Annotated in this window: 15 protein-coding genes; 4 read left to right on the top strand and 11 right to left on the bottom strand. The window is 72.6% G+C overall.

Annotated features, from left to right (window positions below):
• Positions 1-8: 8 nt before the first annotated feature.
• The 4 genes from Q8791_RS00275 to Q8791_RS00260 all read right to left on the bottom strand — a co-directional run bounded on the left by Q8791_RS00275 (position 9) and on the right by Q8791_RS00260 (position 6,014).
• Positions 9-2,351 carry a ComEC/Rec2 family competence protein gene (locus Q8791_RS00275; RefSeq protein ID WP_330089491.1) on the bottom strand — a complete coding sequence of 781 codons (2,343 nt, stop codon included), beginning with the start codon at positions 2,349-2,351 and terminating at the stop codon, positions 9-11.
• A 55-nt stretch (positions 2,352-2,406) separates the two neighbouring features.
• Positions 2,407-3,303 carry a helix-hairpin-helix domain-containing protein gene (locus Q8791_RS00270; protein WP_330089490.1) on the bottom strand — a complete coding sequence of 299 codons (897 nt, stop codon included), beginning with the start codon at positions 3,301-3,303 and terminating at the stop codon, positions 2,407-2,409.
• Positions 3,304-4,241: 938 nt separating this feature from the next.
• Positions 4,242-4,511, bottom strand: coding sequence for a 30S ribosomal protein S20 (gene rpsT, locus Q8791_RS00265; RefSeq protein WP_330089489.1), 270 nt, complete (start codon positions 4,509-4,511; stop codon positions 4,242-4,244).
• A 528-nt stretch (positions 4,512-5,039) separates the two neighbouring features.
• Positions 5,040-6,014: a hypothetical protein gene (locus tag Q8791_RS00260; protein ID WP_330089488.1), complete on the bottom strand. Its 975-nt coding sequence runs from the start codon at positions 6,012-6,014 to the stop codon at positions 5,040-5,042.
• Positions 6,015-6,267: 253 nt separating this feature from the next.
• Between Q8791_RS00260 and lepA the strand changes: the two genes are divergently transcribed.
• Entirely contained in the window at positions 6,268-8,109 is a 1,842-nt protein-coding gene (gene lepA / locus Q8791_RS00255) for a translation elongation factor 4 (protein WP_330089487.1), read from the top strand.
• 143 nt (positions 8,110-8,252) lie between these two features.
• Here the strand turns inward: lepA and Q8791_RS00250 are convergent, their stop codons facing one another.
• The 4 genes from Q8791_RS00250 to Q8791_RS00235 all read right to left on the bottom strand — a co-directional run bounded on the left by Q8791_RS00250 (position 8,253) and on the right by Q8791_RS00235 (position 14,165).
• A complete protein-coding gene (locus tag Q8791_RS00250; RefSeq protein WP_330089486.1) occupies positions 8,253-9,158 on the bottom strand; it encodes a sugar ABC transporter permease in 906 nt (301 codons plus the stop codon).
• Entirely contained in the window at positions 9,158-10,771 is a 1,614-nt protein-coding gene (locus tag Q8791_RS00245) for an ABC transporter permease subunit (protein ID WP_330089485.1), read from the bottom strand. The genes Q8791_RS00250 and Q8791_RS00245 overlap by 1 nt, the downstream gene beginning before the upstream one ends.
• Before the next feature lie 2 nt (positions 10,772-10,773).
• Positions 10,774-12,021, bottom strand: coding sequence for a sugar ABC transporter substrate-binding protein (locus Q8791_RS00240; RefSeq protein ID WP_330089484.1), 1,248 nt, complete (start codon positions 12,019-12,021; stop codon positions 10,774-10,776).
• A 542-nt stretch (positions 12,022-12,563) separates the two neighbouring features.
• Positions 12,564-14,165 carry a glycoside hydrolase family 13 protein gene (locus Q8791_RS00235; RefSeq protein ID WP_330089483.1) on the bottom strand — a complete coding sequence of 534 codons (1,602 nt, stop codon included), beginning with the start codon at positions 14,163-14,165 and terminating at the stop codon, positions 12,564-12,566.
• Positions 14,166-14,257: 92 nt separating this feature from the next.
• On the opposite strand from Q8791_RS00235, the gene Q8791_RS00230 reads away from it, so the two are divergent.
• Positions 14,258-15,343 carry a LacI family DNA-binding transcriptional regulator gene (locus tag Q8791_RS00230; RefSeq protein WP_330089482.1) on the top strand — a complete coding sequence of 362 codons (1,086 nt, stop codon included), beginning with the start codon at positions 14,258-14,260 and terminating at the stop codon, positions 15,341-15,343.
• Positions 15,344-15,619: 276 nt separating this feature from the next.
• Complete coding sequence (gene hemW / locus Q8791_RS00225; RefSeq protein WP_330089481.1) at positions 15,620-16,852, top strand: radical SAM family heme chaperone HemW; 1,233 nt, start codon at positions 15,620-15,622, stop codon at positions 16,850-16,852.
• Here the strand turns inward: hemW and Q8791_RS00220 are convergent.
• From Q8791_RS00220 to Q8791_RS00210, 3 genes are all read right to left on the bottom strand, one after another.
• The gene (locus Q8791_RS00220) at positions 16,845-17,651 is read right to left on the bottom strand and encodes a DUF4870 domain-containing protein (RefSeq protein ID WP_330089480.1); all 807 of its coding nucleotides are present in this window, start codon (positions 17,649-17,651) and stop codon (positions 16,845-16,847) included. The two genes, hemW and Q8791_RS00220, sit on opposite strands and share 8 nt — an antisense overlap.
• Before the next feature lie 46 nt (positions 17,652-17,697).
• The gene (locus tag Q8791_RS00215) at positions 17,698-18,027 is read right to left on the bottom strand and encodes a DUF4870 domain-containing protein (RefSeq protein WP_330089780.1); all 330 of its coding nucleotides are present in this window, start codon (positions 18,025-18,027) and stop codon (positions 17,698-17,700) included.
• Between the two features lie 1,097 nt (positions 18,028-19,124).
• A complete protein-coding gene (locus tag Q8791_RS00210) occupies positions 19,125-19,964 on the bottom strand; it encodes a DUF3097 domain-containing protein (protein ID WP_330089479.1) in 840 nt (279 codons plus the stop codon).
• 175 nt (positions 19,965-20,139) lie between these two features.
• Between Q8791_RS00210 and hrcA the strand changes: the two genes are divergently transcribed.
• Complete coding sequence (hrcA, locus tag Q8791_RS00205; protein WP_330089779.1) at positions 20,140-21,153, top strand: heat-inducible transcriptional repressor HrcA; 1,014 nt, start codon at positions 20,140-20,142, stop codon at positions 21,151-21,153.
• Positions 21,154-21,155: the final 2 nt, after the last annotated feature.

The following is a 21,155-nucleotide window of genomic DNA, read 5'->3' as shown; positions in this document are numbered from 1 at the left end:
TCCCCGGCTCAGCGCGCGGGATCGGGGCCCCGCACCACCGCGATCTCCGGGCCGGACCCGATGCCGTCCAGGACCGCCACGTCGCCGTCGCGGTCCGTACGCAGGTTCACCTCCGCGACCCGCTCCAGGACGCCCCACGTGAACGGTGCCGGGTGCCCGTACCGGTTGTCGGCCCCCACCGAGGTCACCGACACCACCGGATCGGTCGCCTCAAGGAACGCCGGATCCTGGGTCCCCGCCCCGTGGTGCGGAGTGGCCAGGACGGTCACCGCCAGCAGGTCCGCGTCCGGCCCGGCCAGCAGTCGGCGCTGGGCCACCTCCTCGACATCGCCGGTCAACAGCACCGACGGCCCCGTGCCGTCCGCGCGCACCACCATCGAGGTGTCGTTGAGCGAGCCCGAGAACCCCGGGTCGGGCCACAGCACCCGGAACAGCCACGGTCCGACCCGCAGAGCCCGCCCCGGCTCGGCCTCCGCCAGTTCGACCCCGGACCCGGTCAACAGCCGTCCGACCGGTGTGCCCCCGAACCCCGGCGGCGCCATCGCCGTGTGCACCCGCCGGTGCCGCAGCACACCGGGGGTCCCGTCGACGTGGTCGGCGTGGTCGTGGCTGAGGAGGAGCAGCGGAACCTCCCGCACGCCGAGGCGGTCCAGGCAGCCGTCCACCAGGTCGGGATGCTCACCGGTGTCGGCGACCACCGCCGAGCCCGGGGCCACGGACAGCACGAACGAGGTCCCCTGGCCCACGTCGCACGCGACCAGTGCCCACCCCGAGGGCGGCCACCCTCCGGGAACGCACCGTGCGGCCAGAGCCAGGACCAGCACGGTCGCCATGACCGCCGCGACCATCGCGCGCAGCCGACCCCGGGACAGCAGGAGGGCGGCCAGGACGACCGCCAGGAACACCCCGCCCACGACGTCCGGGCGCCAGGACAGCGCCCCGTACGGGACGCGGGCGCCGACCCCGGCGACCGCCGCGATCCACGACACCCCCAGGGCGGGCAGGTGCACAGCCGCCGACGCCGCACCGGGCCACACCGCGGCCAGCGCCGCCACCGCCGAACCCGTCACGGTGACCGCGGCGACCAGCGGGGCCGCCAGGACGTTCGCCGGAACCGCCACCCACGAGAGCTCGCCCGAGAGCATCACCAGCACGGGGGCGACGGCGACGTGGGCGGCCACGGCCACCGCGAACGCCTCCGCCACCGGCGGCGGCATGTGCTCCGACCACGCCCGTGTCCACGCGGGAACCAGCAGCAGGATGCCCGCGGTGGCCAGGACCGAGAGGGCGAAGCCGAAGGAGGCGGCCAACCCGGGGGAGACGAACAGGACCCCGACGACGGTGGCGCTCAGGGCGCCGAGCCCCGCCTGCGCACGGCCGGTCGCCAGTGCCAGCAGCCCCACCGATCCCATGAAGGCGGCCCGCACCACGCTCGGCTCCGGACGGCACACCAGCACGAACACCCAGATCATCACCGCGCCGCCCACCACCGCACACCAGGGCGGGGCCCGGAGCAGTCGGGCCGCCGCCAGGACGAAACCGGTGAGGATCGCCAGGTTGGCTCCGGACACGGTCAGGAGGTGCGTCATACCGGTGGCCCGGAAGTCCTCCGCGGTGTCGTGCGGCAGCAGGGACGCGTCGCCGACGATCAGCGCAGGAAGCAGCCCGCGCTCCGGTTGCGGGAGCCCGGACGACGCGTTCCGCAGCCCCTCCCGGACCTGACCGGCGAAGGCCTGGGACCGTCCAGGGTCGGACACCTCCTCGGGAGGCCCGCGCACCAGGACCAGGGCCGCCGTCAGGGGGTCGTCCCCGACCTCGAGGAAGACCCCCCGCGCGCGGAAGGCCTGCCCGGGCAGGAGGCCTTCCCAGCCCTCGCCGGAGGCCAGGACCACCACCGGGGCGCGTGAGGACCGGGGCCCGGCCCCGAGCCGGACCCACGTGGTGCGGGAGCGCACCACCCACTCGGCCCGCCCCGGCCTCGGTGTGCCCGCGCGCGCCGCCGGGTCGCCGACCGCCACCGCCGCGAACTGCACCTCGCGCCCGTGCCGGGCGGCCTCCGTCGCCGCGCTGCCGGCCACACGGTGCACGTGGACACCGGTCACCGCCGCCACGGTGGCCGCGCAGACCAGGGTCGCCACGACGGTGAGGACGGGGGCCTCGGACGGGGGCCGCGACACCGCGAACAGGACCACCGCCGCGCATCCGGCGGCGCCGCCGAACACCCACGCCGCCGGCGGAGGCGCCGCGAGGGCGCCCAGGGCGGCGAGCCACGCCGCCGCGGCGGGCACGAGCAGTCGGAGGTCCGTGGGCCGCCCCAGACCGTGGGCGTCGGTTCCCAGCCACGTCACCATGTCCGGGGCACCCCCGGGGTGGTGAGGGGCCCGCGGGCCGGGGCCGACACGGTCCTCACCCCGCCGTCGCGTGGGGGGAGAGGTCGGCGAGCACCTTCTCGCCGATCCTGTCCACGTTGATGAGGTCGTCGACGCTGGAGAACGGGCCGTGGGCCTCCCGGTACGCGATGATGTTCTCCGCGATCACCGGCCCCACCCCGGGCAGGGTCTCCAACAGCGCTCCGTCGGCCCGGTTGACGTCGACCAGGGCCCCCGCGCCCGCGGCCCCGTCGGAACCCGGCGGGCCGTTCACGGAGGTCCCCGGGGGCGGGGGGACGCCCACCAGGATCTGCTCGCCGTCGACCAGCGCACGGGCGAGATTGAGCAGGTCGAGGTCGGCCTCCGGCAGGGCCCCGCCCGCCTCCTCCACGGCGTCGGCGACACGCGACCCCGGGGGCAGCGTGTACAGGCCAGGTTCCGCCACCTCACCGCCCACGTGCACGACCAGGTCGGCCTCTGCGTCGGCCGGTGCAGGGCCGTCCGAGGGCTCGGCCCCGGCGGACCCGGCCCCGGCGGGCTCACCGGACGCGGGGGCGGAGGCGGACTGGGCGACCATCTCCGGCGCCGACACGGTGGTGGGCCGCTCGTGCAGCACCAGGACCGCCGCGACGGCCAGCACACCGATCACGATGAGGGTGAGCACCGAACGCCGGGACAGGGTCGCGTGGGGCGACCAGCGCTGCGACAGGCGCTCCAGGAAGGCGTGCGGCGGCTCCGGGACGAACTCCGTGTAACCCGACGGGGGCCGCTCCGCGCGACGGTGGCGTCCCCGCTCCCCGTCGGGCTCCGCCCAGGGCCCGGCGGCCTCCCCGGTCCCGTCCTCCTGCCGCGGGTCCGGCTTCCCGAACCCGTGCCCGCCCGCGCCCGTGCGGGCCGGCGCCGTGCGTCCCCTGCTCCCGCCCGCGGCCGGCACGGAGGTGGACCTCCGCGCCGGGCCGGGGGCGGCCCCGGCCCGCTCCGGCGAGGGCTCCCGCCACGTGCGGTCCGTGTCCGCGGACGGGCTTGCGGGGGATCCTCCCCGCGGAGCGGGCGCGGCCGGGGGCCGGCCGGCGGCCTCCTCCCGGGACGCGGCCCGCGGAGCGCCCTCCGGGCGGCGGGCGCCGAGGACCGCGCTCTCCGCGCCGCTCCCGCCCCGCCCTCCGGGGCCACCGACGCCGGACGGCGCCGCCCTCCCGCAGGCGGGCAGGGCCGTCGGCGGCGAAACCACGGTCAGGGTGTCCTCCGGGGCCCTGTCCGGCCACACGCCGCGGTGCTCCGCCGGGGCGGTCCGTGCCGGGTACGCAGGTGGGCCTCCCCGTCGTGCTGCCCGCGGACGGTACGGAACCTCGGAACCGGCCCCGCCCACGGCGTAGGGGGCGCTCGGGATGGGCGAGCCCTCGGGCCGCGCCCCCGCGGGCGCGGGGGACGCGCGCACGGGGGCCGACGGCCCTCCGGAGGATGAGGGGCGCGGGGCCGGCACCCGCGCCGGAGGAGGCGGGGAGCCCGCCGGAGGCGCGGTGTCCCCGTGCCCCGCACGCGCCTCGGTCCGGGCAGCGTCCACGGGCCTCGCGGCGGAGGGCGGGGGAGCCGGGGACACGGTCGGCAGGGGGTCGAGGGGAGGCCGTGGGATCCGCGCCCGCAGCCTCTGCGCGGTGGGGGAGGAGTCCAGGGTGAGCGCCCGGAGCCGGGCCTGCTGGTCGTACACGGGACGGTGGCGCCGGGGACGGCGCGGAGCGGTCATACGACAACGTTAGGAAGCCGCGAACGCTCTGTCATCGGCCTGTTTCCACCTGTGGACAACGGTGCGTGCGGGGCCCGGGAACGACAAAACCGGCCCGGTGCGGACACCGGGCCGGTCGAAGCAGGTCTGCCCTAGGCGGACTGAAGCTCGTGCAGGCGCTTGGCGATCGCGCTCTTGCGGTTCGCGGCCTGGTTCTTGTGGATGACGCCCTTGCTCTGGGCCTTGTCCAGCGCGCGCGCGGCGTCGCGCTGCGCGACAGTGGCCTTCTCGACGTCCCCGGCCTCGGAAGCCTCACGGAACTTGCGGATGGCCGTCTTCAGCGAGGAGCGCACCGCCTGGTTGCGGACACGGGCCTTCTCGTTCTGCCGAATGCGCTTCTTCTGCGACTTGATGTTCGCCATGCGAAAACGTGCTCCAGTTACTCTGATGATCGCGTCGGTCGAACAAGCGGCTCAACTCGCGGGCAGCCGTTCCGCGAGAGGCCAGGGTGGGCGCCGACGCCGGGTGTGTGAGTCCACGGGGCTCATATTGGAACGTGGAAGTCCGAGACACGGACTTCCAGTATGCAGCACACGGCCACCACTCGCGCACGCAGGTCCCGTCACGTACACGGGCCGGTGATCCACGGCGCGGCTCCCCGTCCCGGCCCGGGGCGCCCCGGGCCGGGACGTCCGCTCCCCGTGACCGGGTGTCCGGGAGTTCCGGAGCGCTTATCCCCGCGGTTTCCTCCGGCCGTGTCACGCGGGAGGAACGGCGGTGTCCCCCGACACGGCGCGGGGTCGTCGGCGGCTGGCGGGCCGCGCCCGACCGGGTCCGACGCGGGCCGCAGGGGCCCGCCGGGTTCCACCCGCCCCCGCCTGTCACGTCAGGGGCCGCACGCGCCTCCCGGGGCCGCACGGGCGGCACGCCGCTCCGGCGGAGCGTGCGCGCTAGGACAGCAGCCAACCGGCGGTGTACGCGGCCACGTCCGCCTCGCCCGTCTCGTCCCCGAGGTAGAACGCCACCCCGAGCGTCCTCCCCTCCGCGGGCTCCGCCTGTGTCAGGCCGAGCCGGATCCCGGCGAGCGCGGTCGCGGCCGACTCGTTCCCGACCGGCGGCCCCCACTCCTCGCCGCTGTAGGTCGGCAGGCCGAAGCGCACGGCCACGTCCTCGCGCGTGCTCAGGGCGGCCAGCGACTCGGTCACCTGCCGCACCATGAACCCCCCGTACATCGCCTCGGCCGGCATGTCCGCGCCCACGCCCGGCAGCACGACCTCGTCGGCGTGCTCGGCCATCCGGTCCAGATAGCCCTTGGACCAGTACTTCTCCCCGCCGTCGGCGACGAACGAGGGGACCCGGCCGCCGGGCACCAGCTCCACGTGGTGCGCCTGCAGCGACAGCACGGGGTCCTCGCCCAGCTCCTCGCGCACCCGTGCCATGAGCTCGGGCATCGAGGGGTCGTTCACGGTCACCGGCCGGATGTCCAGGTGGACCCCGGCGAACCCGTCGGCCGCCACCTCGGCGACGGCCGGCGCCAGGGCGTCACGGGCCTCGGCGCCGAACCGGTCGCGGATCAGCGACGACCCGTCCGCCCCGTGCCGCAGCCACGCCAGCGCGCGCACGTCCGGGTACTCCGAGCCCAGCCACGAGAGCAGGGCCCCGGTGTCCTCCACCCGTTCCACCGCGCCCTCGGCGTCGATGTCGCCCGCGTACACGTACACCGTGTCCACCCCGCCGGTGTCGAGCACCCGCGCCAGGTTCCCGGTGTCCTCCCACGAGCCCACCCACGCGGCGTCGGCGCCCTGGGAGGCCGCCCACGGGGCGGGGTCGCCCGAGTACTGGTAGGCCAGCAGTGCCCCCGCGCCCACCAGGACCACCGCGATCGCGGCCAGCCCGGCGAACAATCGTGTCAACAGCCACTTCACCCGAATGCTCCTCACACGCTCCGGCCGCGCCCGTGCCCCGTGTGCGAACGGCACGTTCCCGGTACCAGGTCACATAATCTGGACACGAGTCCCACACCCGAACCCCATACTGCCGCACGGTCGGCGGCCGTCCCAGGGGAGGGCGACCCCGTCGCCGTGGGAGGATTGACGATGCCGTCGGCCCACGCCGCGGCGGGGCGGTGACGCCGCAGGCGCACACGCGACCCGGACCCTAACCTGTGAACGGAGCACGGTGGCACAGCCGAACTGGACCGATCCCGCGCTGATCCGCAACTTCTGCATCATCGCGCACATCGACCATGGCAAGTCGACGCTGGCCGACCGGATGCTCCAGATCACCGGAGTCGTCGAGGACCGCCAGATGCGCGCCCAGTACCTGGACCGCATGGACATCGAGCGCGAGCGCGGCATCACCATCAAGTCGCAGGCCGTGCGGATCCCGTTCACGGCGCTCGACGACAAGACGTACACGCTGGACCTCATCGACACCCCCGGGCACGTCGACTTCACCTACGAGGTCTCGCGTTCGCTCGCCGCCTGCGAGGGCGCGGTCCTCCTGGTGGACGCCGCGCAGGGCATCGAGGCGCAGACCCTCGCCAACCTGTACATGGCGCTGGAGAACGACCTCACCGTCATCCCCGTGCTCAACAAGATCGACCTCCCGGCCGCCCAGCCGGAGAAGTACGCGGAGGAGATCGCGGGCATCATCGGCTGCGAGCCCTCCGACGTGCTCAAGGTCAGCGCTAAGACGGGGCAGGGCGTCGAGGAGCTCCTCAACGAGATCGTCAACCAGATCCCCGCGCCCGTCGGCGACGCGGACGCGCCCGCCCGCGCGATGATCTTCGACTCGGTCTACGACACCTACCGCGGCGTCGTCACCTACGTCCGTGTGATCGACGGCAAGCTCAGCCCGCGCGAGCGCATCCAGATGATGTCGACCCGGGCCTCGCACGAGATCCTGGAGATCGGCGTCAGCTCGCCCGAGCCCACCAAGTGCGGTGGTCTGGGCGTGGGCGAGGTCGGCTACATCATCACCGGTGTCAAGGACGTCCGCCAGTCCAAGGTCGGTGACACCATCACCTCCCTGAACAAACCGGCGACCGAGATGCTCGGCGGGTACCAGGAACCCAAGCCCATGGTGTTCTCGGGCCTGTACCCGCTCGAGGGCACCGACTACCCGGTGCTGCGCGACGCCCTGGAGAAGCTCCAGCTCAACGACGCCGCCCTGGTGTTCGAGCCGGAGACCTCCGCGGCGCTGGGCTTCGGCTTCCGCTGCGGGTTCCTCGGCCTGCTCCACCTGGAGATCACCCGGGCCCGCCTGGAGCGCGAGTTCAACCTCGACCTCATCTCCACGGCACCCAACGTGGTCTACCGGGTGGAGATGGAGGACGGCGTCGAGCACGTCGTGACCAACCCCAGCGAGTTCCCGGCCGGCAAGATCGCCGCGATCTACGAGCCGATGGTCAAGGCGACGGTGCTGAGCCCCTCCGACCACATCGGCCAGATCATGGAGCTGTGCCAGGAGCGGCGCGGCGACCTCCAGGGCATGGACTACCTGTCCGAGGACCGCGTGGAGATGCGGTACATGCTGCCCATGGCCGAGATCGTGTTCGACTTCTTCGACCACCTCAAGTCGCGGACCAAGGGCTACGCGTCCCTGGACTACGAGCCCACCGGCGAGCAGCAGGCCGACCTGGTCAAGGTCGACATCCTGCTCCAGGGCGAGGCCGTCGACGCGTTCTCCGCGATCGTCCACAAGGACAAGGCCTACACGTACGGCGTGGACATGACCAAGAAGCTGCGCGAGCTGATCCCGCGGCAGCAGTTCGAGGTCCCCATCCAGGCCGCCATCGGCGCCCGGGTGATCGCGCGTGAGAACATCCGCGCCATCCGCAAGGACGTGCTCGCCAAGTGCTACGGCGGCGACATCAGCCGTAAGCGCAAGCTGCTGGAGAAGCAGAAGGAGGGCAAGAAGCGGATGAAGATGGTCGGCCGGGTCGAGGTGCCCCAGGAGGCCTTCATCTCCGCCCTGTCCACCGACGGCGGCGGTGCCGAGGACAAGAAGAAGAAGTAGTGGTTCCCGGACCGGGCGGGTCCGGGGAACGACGGAGGGGGTGCCCGAACGGGCACCCCCTCCGTCGTCCGCGGCGTCCGGCGCGCGGACGGCGAGGCCCTGCCCGGCGCCCGCGGGGATCCCGGGGGCCGGGCGGCAGGGGGCTATCCCTTGACGGCTCCGGCGGTCAGGCCCTCCGTGATGTAGCGCTGGAGGAACCAGAACACGGCCAGGGTGGGCAGGGACAGCATGATGGCGCCCACCGCGAACATCCCGAAGTTCGCGTTCCGCTGGGACGACACCAGCTGGTAGAGCCCGAGCCCCAGGGTCTTGGCGTCGGTGTCGCGCAGGAACACGCTCGCCATCAGGAACTCGTTGATGGTGGAGATGAACACCAGCAGCCCCACGATCGCCAGCACGGGCGTCACCAGCGGCAGCATGATCCGGAAGAACACCTGGGCGTGTGAGGCGCCGTCGATCTGCGCCGACTCGTCCAGTTCCTTCGGCACGGTGTCGAAGAAGCCCTTCATGAGCCACGTGTTGATGCTGAGCGCGCCGCCCAGGTACACCAGCAGCAGCCCCCACCGCGTGTCGAAGCCGATCCCCGGGTAGTACTCGCCGAGCGTGGTGAACATCAGGTAGATCGCCACGATCGCCAGGAACTGCGGGAACATCTGGATCACCAGGAGGCCGATCAGCCCCACCTTGCGACCCCTGAACCGCATACGGCTGAACGCGTACGCGGCGAGCGCCGACAGCATCACCGTCGCGGCCGCGTTGGTGACCGCGAAGAACAGCGAGTTCGCGTACCAGGTGGTGAACGGCGTGTTCGTGAAGAGGTCCCGGGCGTTGTCCAGGCTCGCCCCGGTCGGCCACAGCTGTGCGCTGGACAGGGTGCCCAGCGGGTTGAGGGCGGCGGACACGACGAACAGGACCGGGAAGACCGCGAAGGCCACGACCGCCAGCATCACCAGGTGGCGCCAGCCGAACCTGACGGCCCACAGGGAGAACCGGGTTCCCGCGCTGCGCCGGTAGGGCGTGCGTGCGGTGCCGGTGGCGTCCACCGCCATCAGTCCACCTCCTCGAGGGCCTTGCTGCGGCTGAGACTGATCACGGACATCCCCGCCACGATCAGGAAGATCATGACCGACAGCGCGGCCGCGTACCCGTACTGGGCGGTGGCCTCGTTGAAGGCGAGACGGTAGGTGTACGTGATGAGCAGGTCGGTGGCCCCGGCCGTCGGGTTCTCCGGTGAGAAGGGGCCGCCCCGGCTGATCAGCCACACCGCGTTGAAGTTGTTGAAGTTGAACGCGAACGTCGCGATGAGGATCGGCGTCATGGCGACCATCAGCAGGGGGAGGGTGACGTTGCGGAACGCCTGCCAGGGTCCCGCGCCGTCGATCTGCGCCGCCTGTCCGAGCTCACGGGGGATGGCCTGGAGAGCCCCGGTGGCCACCAGGAACATGTACGGGTAGCCCAGCCACACGTTGGCGATGATCACCGCCGCCCGTGCGCTCCACTGGTCGCCCAACCAGTCGACCTGCAGGCCGAGCATCCGGTTGAACAGGCCGAAGTCGGTGTTGAACATGTCCCGCCACAGCAGGAACATCGCGAGGGAGCTCATCGCGTACGGCAGGACCACGAGGATCCGGTACACGACCTTGCCGCGCAGCCTGGGCACGTGCAGCGTGAGGGCGACCGCCAGGCCCACCACGAACACCAGGAAGGTGACCGAGACGGCGAAGGCGATGTTCCACACCAGGATGCTGAAGAACGACGCCGCGAAGGTGGGGTTGAACAGGAAGCGGGCGAAGTTGTCGAAGCCGACGCCCACCTGCCAGCCCTGCGCCAGGCGCTGCCCCTCGTCGTCGTAGAACGCGCCGCGCTCGTCGTCGGCGTGGTAGACCACCCCGGTCTCGGAGTCGGTGACGCAGTCGCAGTCCGCGTCGTAGACGCGGGTGGCCGTGCCCTCGAAAGCGCTGGACAGGCCGCTGGAGCGGATCCCGGACCCGTTCCCCGAGGGTACGGCGAACGCCGAGAGCTCCTCGCTGCGGGCGTTGACCTCGGTCGGGGTCAGGATCGAGTATCCGAAGGCCTCGGTGACCTTGCCGGAGGGTTCGACCGTCGCCCCGGTGAGCTCGGTGAGCCCCTCCGCGTCGCCCGCGTAGGCGGTGCCGTCGTCGTCGACGAGGAGGAAGACCAGCTCACCGGTCTCGGGAGAGCCGGTGACGGCCACGGTGAGAATGTACTCCCGGGCCCCGTCGGGGCTGGTCACCGAGTACGCCTCGATGGCGGCGATCGCCTGCTGCTTGTCGCCGCGGTGACCGTCGCTGAGGTTCGTGACGGACGTGCTCATCGTGTAGAGCACGGGGAGGATCTGGAAGGCCAGCAGGAACAGCACGCCCGGTACGAGGTACTTGACCGGGACGGCGCGCTTGGACAGGTAGATCCAGTAGACGAGCGCGACGACGGCGGCGACCAGGGCGATGCCCGGCCAGTTGCCCGCCACGTACAGGGGCAGGGCCGCCCACGCCCCGAGGGCGGTGAACAGGCCGAGCAGGGAGATCTTGAGGAGCTGTCCGCCGAGTGAGCCGTCGCCGGCGAACCGTCCGCCCGGGAGGGCGGGGCGGGCGGGCGCCCCCTTGCCGGGGGCGCCCGCGGTGTCGGATTTCCTGGAGGCCACCGCTACTCGCCGATCTGGGCGGCGATCGTCTCGTGGGCGGCCTCCATGGCCTCACGGACGTCCTCGCCGGAGATGGCGGCGGCCTGGGCGATGCCCAGCGGCTCCCAGGTCTCGCCCATCTCGGGGATGGAGGGCATCGGCATGCCGTCGGCGCCGGCCTCGGCGATCGCGGCGACGTTGGGGTCGTCCGCGGAGACCGATTCCAGGGCCTCCACCTGCACGGGGGTGCGCGGGTCGGCCTCGTAGAGGCTGAGGACGAACTCGGTGTCCGTGACGTAGTTGGTCACGAACTCCTGGGCGAGGGCGCTGTTGGCGCTGCCCTCGGTGACGAAGAAGGCGTGGTAGCCGATGTAGGGGCTGGCCGGGTCCTCGCCCTCGAAGCCCGGGATGGCGCTGATCCCGAAGTCGACGCCGGAGTCGTTGGCGTCACCGACGTTCCACGGGCCGGCGATGAAGAACGGGGCGTCCTCCTCGTAGAACAGGACGGCGTCGTTCTCCGTGTCGATGGACCGCCGCAGCACGCCCTCGCCCGCCTCGCCGTACTCGGCGATCCTCTCCATGGCGGCCACGGAGTCGTCGGAGCCCACGCCCAGGTCGGCGGGGTTCCAGGTACCGGTGTCGTCCTGGCCGAAGAGGTAGCCGCCCGCGGAGGTGAAGAGCGCGTTCATGCGGAAGGGCTCGCCCTCCTGCCCGACGGCCATGGCCAGGACCTCGCTGGTCTCGCCCGCGTCCTTGAGCTCGGTGCCGGCCTCGACCAGCTCCTCGAACGTCTCGGGGGCGTCGGGCACCAGTTCGGTGTTGCGCATCAGGAAGATGTTCTCCTGCGAGTACGGCACGCCGAAGAGCTGGCCGTCGTAGGTCAGCGCGTCGATGGCCGTGGCCTCCAGGCCGTCGGCGCGGCCCTGCGGGAGCTCGACGGGCTGGACCGCGCCGTTGCGCACCAGGTTCCCGGTCCAGTCGTGGGCGCCGATGAAGACGTCGGGGGCGTTCCCGGCCTGGTGGGCGTTGAGGAGGTCGCCCTGGATGTCGTCGAAGGCCAGGCCCTGGACGTCGACCTCGATCCCGTTGGCCTCCGCGAACTCCGCGGCGGCGGCCTGGATGGCGTCGGCGCGCTCCGGGTCGGACCAGATGACGAGGGTGCCCTCGGCCGACGCGTCGTCGCCCCCTCCCTCACCGCCGCTGCCGCACGCGGTCGCCATCAGTGTGATCGCGGCGATGCCTGCCACCACTGGTGCGCTGCGGAATCTCATGGTGTGTTCCTTCCGGGAGGCCGTGCTGAGGAGGTCGCGCATGCGGTTCGCCGGTGGCCCCGGGCCCGTCGCCGGCATGCGTGGTGATGTGACGTTAGCAATAACTTGCAAGCTTTGAAAGGCTTTGCAGGCTTGCTGCATAAAGATGTGGAAACACCGCGGAAACGGGCGTGTGATCGCCTGCCTTGCGTAGTTGTGCGGTGACCGCGGGATGATGATATCTGTGATGAACGATCATTTAGTCACACCATTGGGTGTGACGGGGCCCGGCGCAGGGCTCGGGCGGCGGTCGGCCGAGGTGCGCACGGGGTGGATGCGGTGGGCGTCCCCGGCCGGTCCTGGAGGCTCGGCGCCCGGGGGCGCGGAGGAGCGGACCAAGGCGCTCGCGGCGGCAGGGGCGCGGAGCGGAGGGCCGGGGGCGGAGGCGCGGGGGCCGCGGTATCCGGAACGGGGGCCGTGCGCGGGGGCGGCACGGGCGCCCCGGGGCGGGACGCGGGAGAGAGGACGGGCGGTGCCGGGGGCCCGGCACCGCCCGCACGGCGTCAGCCGCGCAGCCAGACCGCCGTCTCGGCGGGGAGGCCCAGGGAGCCGTCGGCCGGCCCGGTCACCGGACCGCTGGACACGAGCACCTCGCCCGTCGCCGCGATCTCCACGGGAGCCCCGGTGAAGTTCACCGCGACCCGTACGCCCGGCTCGCGCTGGAAGTACAGCACGCCCTCGGGCGCGTCCAGCCAGGTCATGGAGCCGTCGCCCAGGGCGTCCAGCTCGCGGCGGAGCCCGAGCGCCCTGGTGTACAGCTCCAGGGTCGAGCCCTCCACGCCGCGCTGGGACGCGCGCGACAGGGCGCCCCAGCCCTCGGGAACGGGCAGCCACGGGGTGCTTCCCTCCGGGCCGAACCCGAACGGGGCGCTCCCGTCCTCCCAGGGCAGCGGCACCCGGCAGCCGTCCCGGCCGCGCTCGGTGCGGCCCGAACGCTCCCAGGTCGGGTCCTGGAGCGCCTCGTCCGGCAGGTCGGTGACCTCCGGAAGGCCCAGCTCCTCGCCCTGGTACAGGTACACCGAGCCGGGCAGGCCCAGCATCAGCAGCGTCGCCGCGCGCGCTCGGCGCAGCCCCTGCTCGCCGCCGCCGAAACGGGTCACGTGGCGGGTCACGTCGTGGTTGGACAGCACCCACGTCGTGGTGGCGCCCACCGCGCCGTTGGCGGCCAGGGACCCGTCGATGACCTCCCGCAGGCGCGCGGCGTCCCAGGGGGCGGTCAGGTACTCGAAGTTGAAGGCCTGGTGCAGTTCGTCCGGCCGCAGGTAGCGGGCCACCCGGTCCGCGTCCTCCACCCACGCCTCCGCCACCAGCGCGCGCTCACCCGGGTAGGAGGCGGCGATGGCCGACCATCGGCGGTAGATGTCGTGCACGCCGTCCTGGTCGAAGTAGGGAAGCGTGGTGCTGCCGTCGAGCAGGTCGGACTTGGCCCCCTCGGCGATGTCGGGCAGCGCCGGGTCCTTGACCATGCCGTGCGCGACGTCGATGCGGAACCCGTCCACGCCCCGGTCCAGCCAGAAGCGCAGCACGTCGTCGAACTCGTCGTGCACCTCCTGGTTGGTCCAGTCGAGGTCGGGCTGCTCGGGGTCGAACAGGTGCAGGTACCACTGCTCGGGTGTGCCGTCGGGGCGCTTGAGGCGCGTCCAGGCGGGGCCGCCGAAGATCGACTGCCAGTTGTTGGGCGGCTGCTCCCCGTCGGGGCCCTTGCCGTCACGGAAGAGGTACCGGGAGCGGGCCGCGCTGCCGGGCTCGGCGGCGACGGCCTCGCGGAACCACCGGTGTGCGGAGGAGGAGTGGTTGGGCACCACGTCGATGATCAGGCGGATGCCCAGGCCGTGGGCTGCGCCGAGGAGGGCGTCGAAGTCCTCCAGCGTGCCGAACCGGGGGTCGACGTCGCGGTAGTCGGCGACGTCGTAGCCGCCGTCGGCGAGGGGTGAGACGTAGAACGGGGTCAGCCAGATCGCGTCCACGCCGAGCTCGGCCAGGTGGGGGAGGCGCTCCCGGATACCGGTGAGATCGCCCTCCCCGTCACCGTTGGAGTCGGCGAAGCTGCGCACGTAGATCTGGTAGATGGCCGCTTCACGCCACCAGCGAGACTGAGGCTCCATCGGGGGTCCTTCCCTGTGGCGACTGCAAGTTCTTGCGCAAGATTACCGCGAACTTTCGGCCATGTGACGGCGATCTCGACTAGAGTTACGCCATGGGTCCACGACTTGCCGACATCGCACGGCACGCAGGCGTCAGCGAGGCCACCGTCTCGCGGGTGCTCAATGACAAGCCGGGGGTCGGCACCGAAACCCGCAAGGCCGTCCTGACCGCCCTCGACGTCCTCGGCTACGAGCGCCCCGCGAGGCTGCGACAGCGGTCGGCCGGGCTGGTCGGCATGGTCATCCCCGAACTCGAGAACCCGGTCTTCCCGATGTTCGCCCAGGCCGCCGAGGGAGCGCTGGCCCAACGCGGGTACACGCCGGTTCTGTGCACCCAGACCCCCGGCGGAATAACAGAGGACGAGTACGTGGAGCTGCTCCTGGAGCGCAACGTCTCCGGCATCCTCTTCGTCTCCGGCAAGCACGCCGACACCACGGCCCCGCACGAGCGCTACCACGCACTGGTCTCACGAAGACTGCCGATCGTCCTGGTCAACGGGTTCGCCGAGGCCATCCCGTCGGCGTTCATCTCCGCGGACGACCGGGAGGCAGGCAGGCTGGCCGTCAACCACCTGGTCGCCCTCGGCCACACCCGCATCGGCTTCACCAGCGGCCCCGAGCGCTACGTCCCGGTCCGCCGCAAGCTGGAGGGCTATCACCAGGCCCTCGCCCTGCACGGCCTCGACGGGGACGACCTGGTGGAGCTGTCCCTGTTCGGTGTCGAGGGCGGACACGCGGCCGCCGTGCGGCTGATCGAACGCGGCGTCACCGCCATGGTCTGCGGATCCGACATGATGGCCCTCGGGGCCATCCGGGCCGCCCGCCAGCGGGGCCTGCGCGTCCCCCAGGACTTCTCCGTGGTCGGCTACGACGACTCCCAGCTCATCGCCTTCACCGACCCGCCGCTGACCACCGTCCGCCAGCCGGTCAACGCGATGGCCCTGGCCGCGGTGCGCGCCCTGTGCGACGAGATCGCCGGGCACCCCGTCTCCCACACCGAGTTCGTGTTCGATCCCGAACTGGTCGTGCGCGGATCCACCGCGATCGCCCCCGACCGGCAGACCGCGTCCGGACGCGTCGCCCCCTCCCGGGGAGCCCTCTCCCCGCAGTCCGCGTCCCCGGCTCACGCCAACCCCTGACCCGCGCCCCGCACCCACCCCGTTCCCCCTCCCCTCCACCCCCTGTCACGCGTCCCCGTGTCCGGAGCCCCGGGATCCGTCCCCGCGGCCCCCGGACAGGCCCCGGCCTCCCACCCCGCCTCCGCCCGCACAGCCGCGCTCCGTACCTCCTCCCGGTGCGGGCCGGCGGGGCGCGCGGGAGCGTGTGTCCCATCTCTCCGCGCCCCGCGTCCGTGCCGGGCGCGTCGCGGCCGAGGTCCGGCCGGGGCACGCCGCCGTGTCGGTGACACTGGAGGCATGCCTTCCGTTGCCCTCGACGGCGACCCCGTACCGCGTACCGGGGAACTGCCCGAAGCCTCCCTCGCCGAGCTCGGCGAGCAGCCGCTCGGGTTCTACGTCCACGTGCCCTTCTGCGTCACACGCTGCGGCTACTGCGACTTCAACACCTACACGGCCGAGGAGCTCGTCTCCCGGGACGGGACCGCCACGGCCTCCCGGGCCACGTACGCGGACCAGGCCGTCGCCGAGGTCGCGCTGGCCGACCGCGCCCTGTCGGGGGAGAGGCCCCCGGTCAGCACCGTGTTCGTCGGCGGAGGAACCCCGACCCTGCTGTCCGCCGAGGACCTGGGGCGGATCGTCGCCGCGGTCCGCGACCGCTTCGGGTTCACCCCCGGGGCCGAGGTCACCACGGAGGCGAACCCCGAGACCGTCACGCCGGAGTACCTGGTGCGCCTGCGCGAGGCCGGGTTCACCCGGATCTCCTTCGGCATGCAGAGCGCCCGCCCGCACGTGCTGAAGGTCCTGGAGCGCGGCCACACCCCCGGACGCCCCGAGCAGTGCGTCGGGTGGGCGCGCGACGCCGGGTTCGACCACGTCAACCTGGACCTGATCTACGGCACGCCGGGCGAGACCGACGACGACTGGCGCGCCTCCCTCGACGCGGCGGTCTCCGCCGGGCCCGACCACGTCTCCGCCTACTCGCTGATCGTGGAGGAGGGGACCCGCCTCGCCGCCCGGGTGCGCAGGGGCGAGCTCACCGAGCCCGACGACGACACGATGGCCGACCGCTACCTGATGGCCGACGACGCCCTCGCCAAGGCCGGGTTCGCGGCCTACGAGGTCTCCAACTGGGCGCGCACCCCCGAGGGGCGCAGCGCCCACAACCTCCTCTACTGGACCGGCGGGCACTGGTGGGGCGTCGGCCCCGGCGCGCACAGCCACGTCGGCGGCACCCGGTGGTGGAACGTCAAGCACCCGGCCGCCTACGCCGCGCGACTGGCCGCCGGCGACAGCCCGGGCCAGGCCCGCGAGGTGCTCACACCGGAGGAGCGCCGCTTCGAGCGGGTCCTGCTGGAACTGCGTGTGGAGCAGGGGTGCCCGCTGGACCTGCTGGAGCCGCACGGGCGCGCCGCGGCCGAGCGCGCCGTCGCCGAGGGCCTGCTGGAGGCCGGCGCCCACGGCGCGGGCCGCGCCGTCCTGACCCGCCGGGGGCGCCTGCTCGCCGACGCCGTGGTGCGCGACCTCACCTGAGGGTGCGCCGCGTACCGCACATGCAGAAGGGGCCCGGCGCGCGCCGGGAGCGTTCTGGATGGGCGGGTCGGGCGTTATTCACCCAGGTGACGGTGATGGGGTACGGCTGGGGCATCTCGCCCCGGTTGACCGCCTGGCCGCGCTGGAGCCCGACGACGACGGCGAAGATCCAGATTCCGAGGCCGAGGAGCGCGCCGATGAAGATGAACGAGAGCACCGAGGAGACGATGTAGCCGATCAACAGGACCAGCTGGAAGTTGAGGGCGCTCAGGGACTGCTGGCGGACGAACGGCGAGGAGTCCTTCTTGACCAGGAAGATGATCAGGGGGACCAGGACGCCGAGGATGCCGCCGCCCAGGTGGGCGAGGAAGGCCATCTGCCTGTCGTCCGCTCCGGGCTGGCCGTACCCGGGCTGGCCGTATCCCGGCTGGCCGCCCGGGGGCGGGTAACCGCCCTGGGGGTACCCGGGAGCCGGGTAGCCGCCGGCCTGGTCCTGGCCCGGGTAGCCGCCGGGCTGGCCGGGGGGCGGGTATCCGCCCTGCTGGTGACCGGGGTGGGCGCCACCCGGGTACCCCTGGGACGGGTCGCCGTGCGGCGGCGGGTAACCGCCGCTCTGGTACCCCTGCGAGGGGTCGCCCTGCGGGGGCGGCGGGTAGCCGCCGGGCTGCTGGCCGCCGGGAGCCGGGTAGCCGCCGGGCTGACCCGGGTGCTGGCCGGGGTAGCCGCCGGAGCCGTCGTTGTGGCCGGGCTGGTAGCCCTGGCCGTAGGGGTCCTCGGACGGGTTGTTCGGGTACGACATGTCGGTTCCTTCGTGTGGACTCGCTCGGGCCTGTGAGGGGCGCGCCTCACTTCAGCAGGCGGATGCTGACCGGGTAGCGGTACCAGGTCCCCTTGTTCGCGCTGTTGGCGCCCATGACCCCGAAGACGATCGACACGATCCAGACGAGCGCGATGAGAAGGGAGCCGATCCAGGACAGGCTCGGGAAGAAGATACCCAGTCCGATGAAGACGACCCAGGCGAAGACGTACGGGATCAGCAGCGTGATCTGGAAGTTGGCCGCCTCCGAGGCGTGGTGGCGCACGAACGGCGACTGGTTGCGCTTGGCGAGGTAGACGGCCAGCGGCGGAATCCAGCCGAAGCACGCGATCACGAAGCCCGACAGGTGGGCCAGCATGGCCACGAGCGTGCCGTTGTCGTTCCCCTGCGCGGGCTGCTGAGGCTGGCCGTAGGGGCCGGGGTACTGCGGCTGGCCGTAGGCGTGCTGCTGCTGGGCGTACTCGGGCTGCGGGACGTAGCCCTGCTGCGCGCCGGCCTGCTGCCCGTAGGGCTGCTGTGCCTGTGGGGGCTGGCCGTAGGGCTGTGCGGCCTGCTGGCCGTAGTCCTGCTGGTTGCCCTGGTCGGGCTGGGGGGCGTACGGGGACTGGCCGCCCGAGGGCTGGGCGTACCCGGGCTGGGGCGGCTGCCCTGCGGGCTGATGACCGTACCCGGGCTGGCCGTAGGGCTGCTGGGGGTGCTGGGGCTGCCCGTAGGCGTGCTGCTCGGCGGAGCCGCCGGGAGGCGCGAAACCGGGTTGCGCCGGGGGCTGCTGTGCCTGTGGGGGCTGGCCGTAGGACTGCGGGGCCTGCTGGCCGTAGTCCTGCTGGTGGCCCTGGTCGGGCTGGGGGGCGTACGGGGACTGGCCGCCCGAGGGCTGGGCGTACCCGGGCTGGGGCTGCTGCCCGTACGAGGGCTGGCCGCCCGTGGGCTGTCCGTGGGACGGCTGTCCCTGGTCGGGTTGCGGGGCGTACGGCGACGCGCCGCCCGGGGGGCCGGGCTGGGGCTGCTGCCCGTACGCGGGCTGTGCGCCGGAGGGCTGTCCGTAGGACGGCTGCCCGTACGACGGCTGGCCCTGGTCGGGCTGGGGGGCGTACGGCGACTGCCCGCCCGAGGGCTGGGCGTACCCGGGCTGCTGCGGCCGGCCTTCGTCCTGGCGGCCGTACTCCTGCTGCCCGCCTTCCGGCTGCCGGGGCTGCCGGTCCTGGTCGGGGTCCTCCGGGGACGGGGGGTTCGTCGGGGTCTCGCTCATGCTCTTCCTTGGCTCCGCTGATGAGTGGCGGTTCTTGTACTTTCGCTCGGTACCGACGACCGCGCAGGGCCGGAGGCGGGCGACCGCGGCCCCGGACACCGGGTGTCCGGACCGCGCCCTGGGCAGAATCCTAGGTCCTGACTCCGTTCCACCGCGAAAACGGCCCTGTCAGGGGCAGGAACCCTACCGTGACGCGACGACACGTCCTAGGGTTCGTCCGGGTGGGGTCCCGTGACGAAGTCGATGAGCTCCTCCACACGTCCGAGCAGGGACGGCTCCAGGTCAGCATAGGTACCGACGGATCCGAGGATCCGGCGCCACGCCTCACCGGTCTCCATCCGCCACCCCAGGGCCTCGACGACGCCCTCCTTCCAGGGGCGGCCGCGCGGAACCTCGGGCCAGGCCCTGATCCCCACGGCGGCGGGCCGCACGGCCTGCCAGACGTCGACATAGGGGTGGCCGGCCACCAGTACGTGCTCCGCGCGTACCCGCTCGGCGATCCGGCTCTCCTTGGATCCCGGGACCAGATGGTCCACGAGGACCCCGAGGCGCCGGTCCGGACCGGGGGCGAAGTCCGCCACGATCGCGGGCAGGTCGTCGACGCCCTCCAGGAACTCGACGGCGATCCCCTCGACGCGCAGGTCGTGGCCCCAGACCTTCTCCACCAGCTCGGCGTCGTGCGCGCCCTCCACGTAGATGCGGCTCCCGCGCGCCGTACGCGCGGCGGCGCCGGTCACCGCCACCGAGCCGGAGGCGCTGCGCAGGGGTCCCCTCGGCGCCGCGGCGGGGCGCACCAGGGTCACGGGCTTCCCGTCGAGCAGGAAGGCGGCCGGCCCCAGGTCGAACACCCTGCGGCGGCCGGCGCGGTCCTCCAGGGTCACGGTGGACTTGTCCCACGTCAGGACCGCTCCGCAGAACGCCTCGTCGGCGTCCTCCACGACCAGGTCCCGACTCAGGGGGACCTCGCGTACGGCGCCCTTGCGGGGCAGCCGCCAGTCGTCGGCGAGTACGTCGCGGCCGTAGCGGCCGGTTCCCTTGGTAGCCACGGTCGTGCAGTCTACTGGGGGAGGGTGTCGCTTCACCCGTGTCGTGGCGCACGTCGCCGCACCGGAGGGAAGATCAGGCGTGCCCCCCGGTGTTACTACCGGCGGGTACCCGTCCGGGTTTGCGGCCGGGCATAGAATTAGCACCGAGGAACCCGGAGTGCCAGGAGGTGGCGAGTTGCTGGACGAGCGCAAGCTCGCGGTCCTGCGCGCGGTCGTGGAGGACTTCGTCAACACGAACGAACCCGTGGGCTCCAGGGCCCTGGCCGACCGGCACAGGCTCGGGGTCTCGCCCGCGACCATCCGCAACGACATGGTCGCGCTGGAGGAGGACGGGTACATCGCCCAACCCCACACCAGCGCGGGGCGCGTGCCGACCGACAAGGGGTACCGGCTCTTCGTCGACCGGCTCTCCTCGGTCAAGCCCCTGTCGGCCCCGGAGCGCCGCGCCATCGAGTCCTTCCTCGCCGGAGCGGTGGACCTGGACGAGATCGTCGCCCGGACCGTGCGGCTCCTCTCCCAGCTCACACGCCAGGTCGCGATCGTGCAGTACCCGTCGCTGACCCGGTCGTCGGTGCAGCACGTCGAGCTGGTCCCCCTCGGGGGCCAGCGGGTCATGATGGTCGTGATCACCGACACGGGCAGGGTCGAACAGCGCGTCATCGACGGCCTCGGAGAGGTCAACGGGACAGCGGTCCACGACCTGCGCTCCATGCTCAACCGCGCCATCTCCGGTCTCCACCTCGGAGAGGTGCCCGACGCTGTGGCGGACCTGCCCGCGCAGGTTCCGCCGGAACACCGCCAGATGGCGGTCGCCGTCCTCTCCGTCCTGCTGGACAGCCTCGTCGAACGGCACGAGGAGAAGATCGTCCTCGCCGGGACGGCCAACCTCGCCGCCGTCGACTTCGCCGCCAGCCTGAGGGACGTCCTGGAGGCGCTGGAAGAGAACATGGTCCTCATCCGTTTGCTGGGTGAGGCGAAGGACCCGTCAATGCTCACGGTGCGCATCGGCGCGGAGAACTTCCACGAGGGTCTCCGGTCCACCTCCATCGTCTCGGCCGACTACGGTGTGGGAAACCAGTCGCTCGCCAAGATCGGTGTCGTGGGACCCACCCGGATGGACTATCCGGGAACAATGGGAGCGGTACGCGCCGTGGCTCGGTACGTCGGACAGATTTTGGCAGGACAGTAACT

It is taken from the genome of Nocardiopsis codii (genome assembly GCF_036327455.1).
Classification (GTDB): Bacteria; Actinomycetota; Actinomycetes; order Streptosporangiales; family Streptosporangiaceae; genus Nocardiopsis; species Nocardiopsis codii.
This window is presented reverse-complemented; position numbering and strand designations above follow the sequence as displayed.

What these genes read in the sequence shown, in the direction of transcription:
- Q8791_RS00230 (WP_330089482.1), top strand. Translation starts at nt 14,258, where the DNA reads ATGGGTCCACGACTTGCCGACATCGCACGGCACGCAGGCGTCAGCGAG.
- Q8791_RS00275 (WP_330089491.1), bottom strand. Translation starts at nt 2,351, where the DNA reads ATGGTGACGTGGCTGGGAACCGACGCCCACGGTCTGGGGCGGCCCACG.
- hemW (WP_330089481.1), top strand. Translation starts at nt 15,620, where the DNA reads ATGCCTTCCGTTGCCCTCGACGGCGACCCCGTACCGCGTACCGGGGAA.
- Q8791_RS00215 (WP_330089780.1), bottom strand. Translation starts at nt 18,027, where the DNA reads ATGCTGGCCCACCTGTCGGGCTTCGTGATCGCGTGCTTCGGCTGGATT.
- Q8791_RS00235 (WP_330089483.1), bottom strand. Translation starts at nt 14,165, where the DNA reads ATGGAGCCTCAGTCTCGCTGGTGGCGTGAAGCGGCCATCTACCAGATC.
- Q8791_RS00250 (WP_330089486.1), bottom strand. Translation starts at nt 9,158, where the DNA reads ATGGCGGTGGACGCCACCGGCACCGCACGCACGCCCTACCGGCGCAGC.
- Q8791_RS00220 (WP_330089480.1), bottom strand. Translation starts at nt 17,651, where the DNA reads ATGTCGTACCCGAACAACCCGTCCGAGGACCCCTACGGCCAGGGCTAC.
- Q8791_RS00240 (WP_330089484.1), bottom strand. Translation starts at nt 12,021, where the DNA reads ATGAGATTCCGCAGCGCACCAGTGGTGGCAGGCATCGCCGCGATCACA.
- rpsT (WP_330089489.1), bottom strand. Translation starts at nt 4,511, where the DNA reads ATGGCGAACATCAAGTCGCAGAAGAAGCGCATTCGGCAGAACGAGAAG.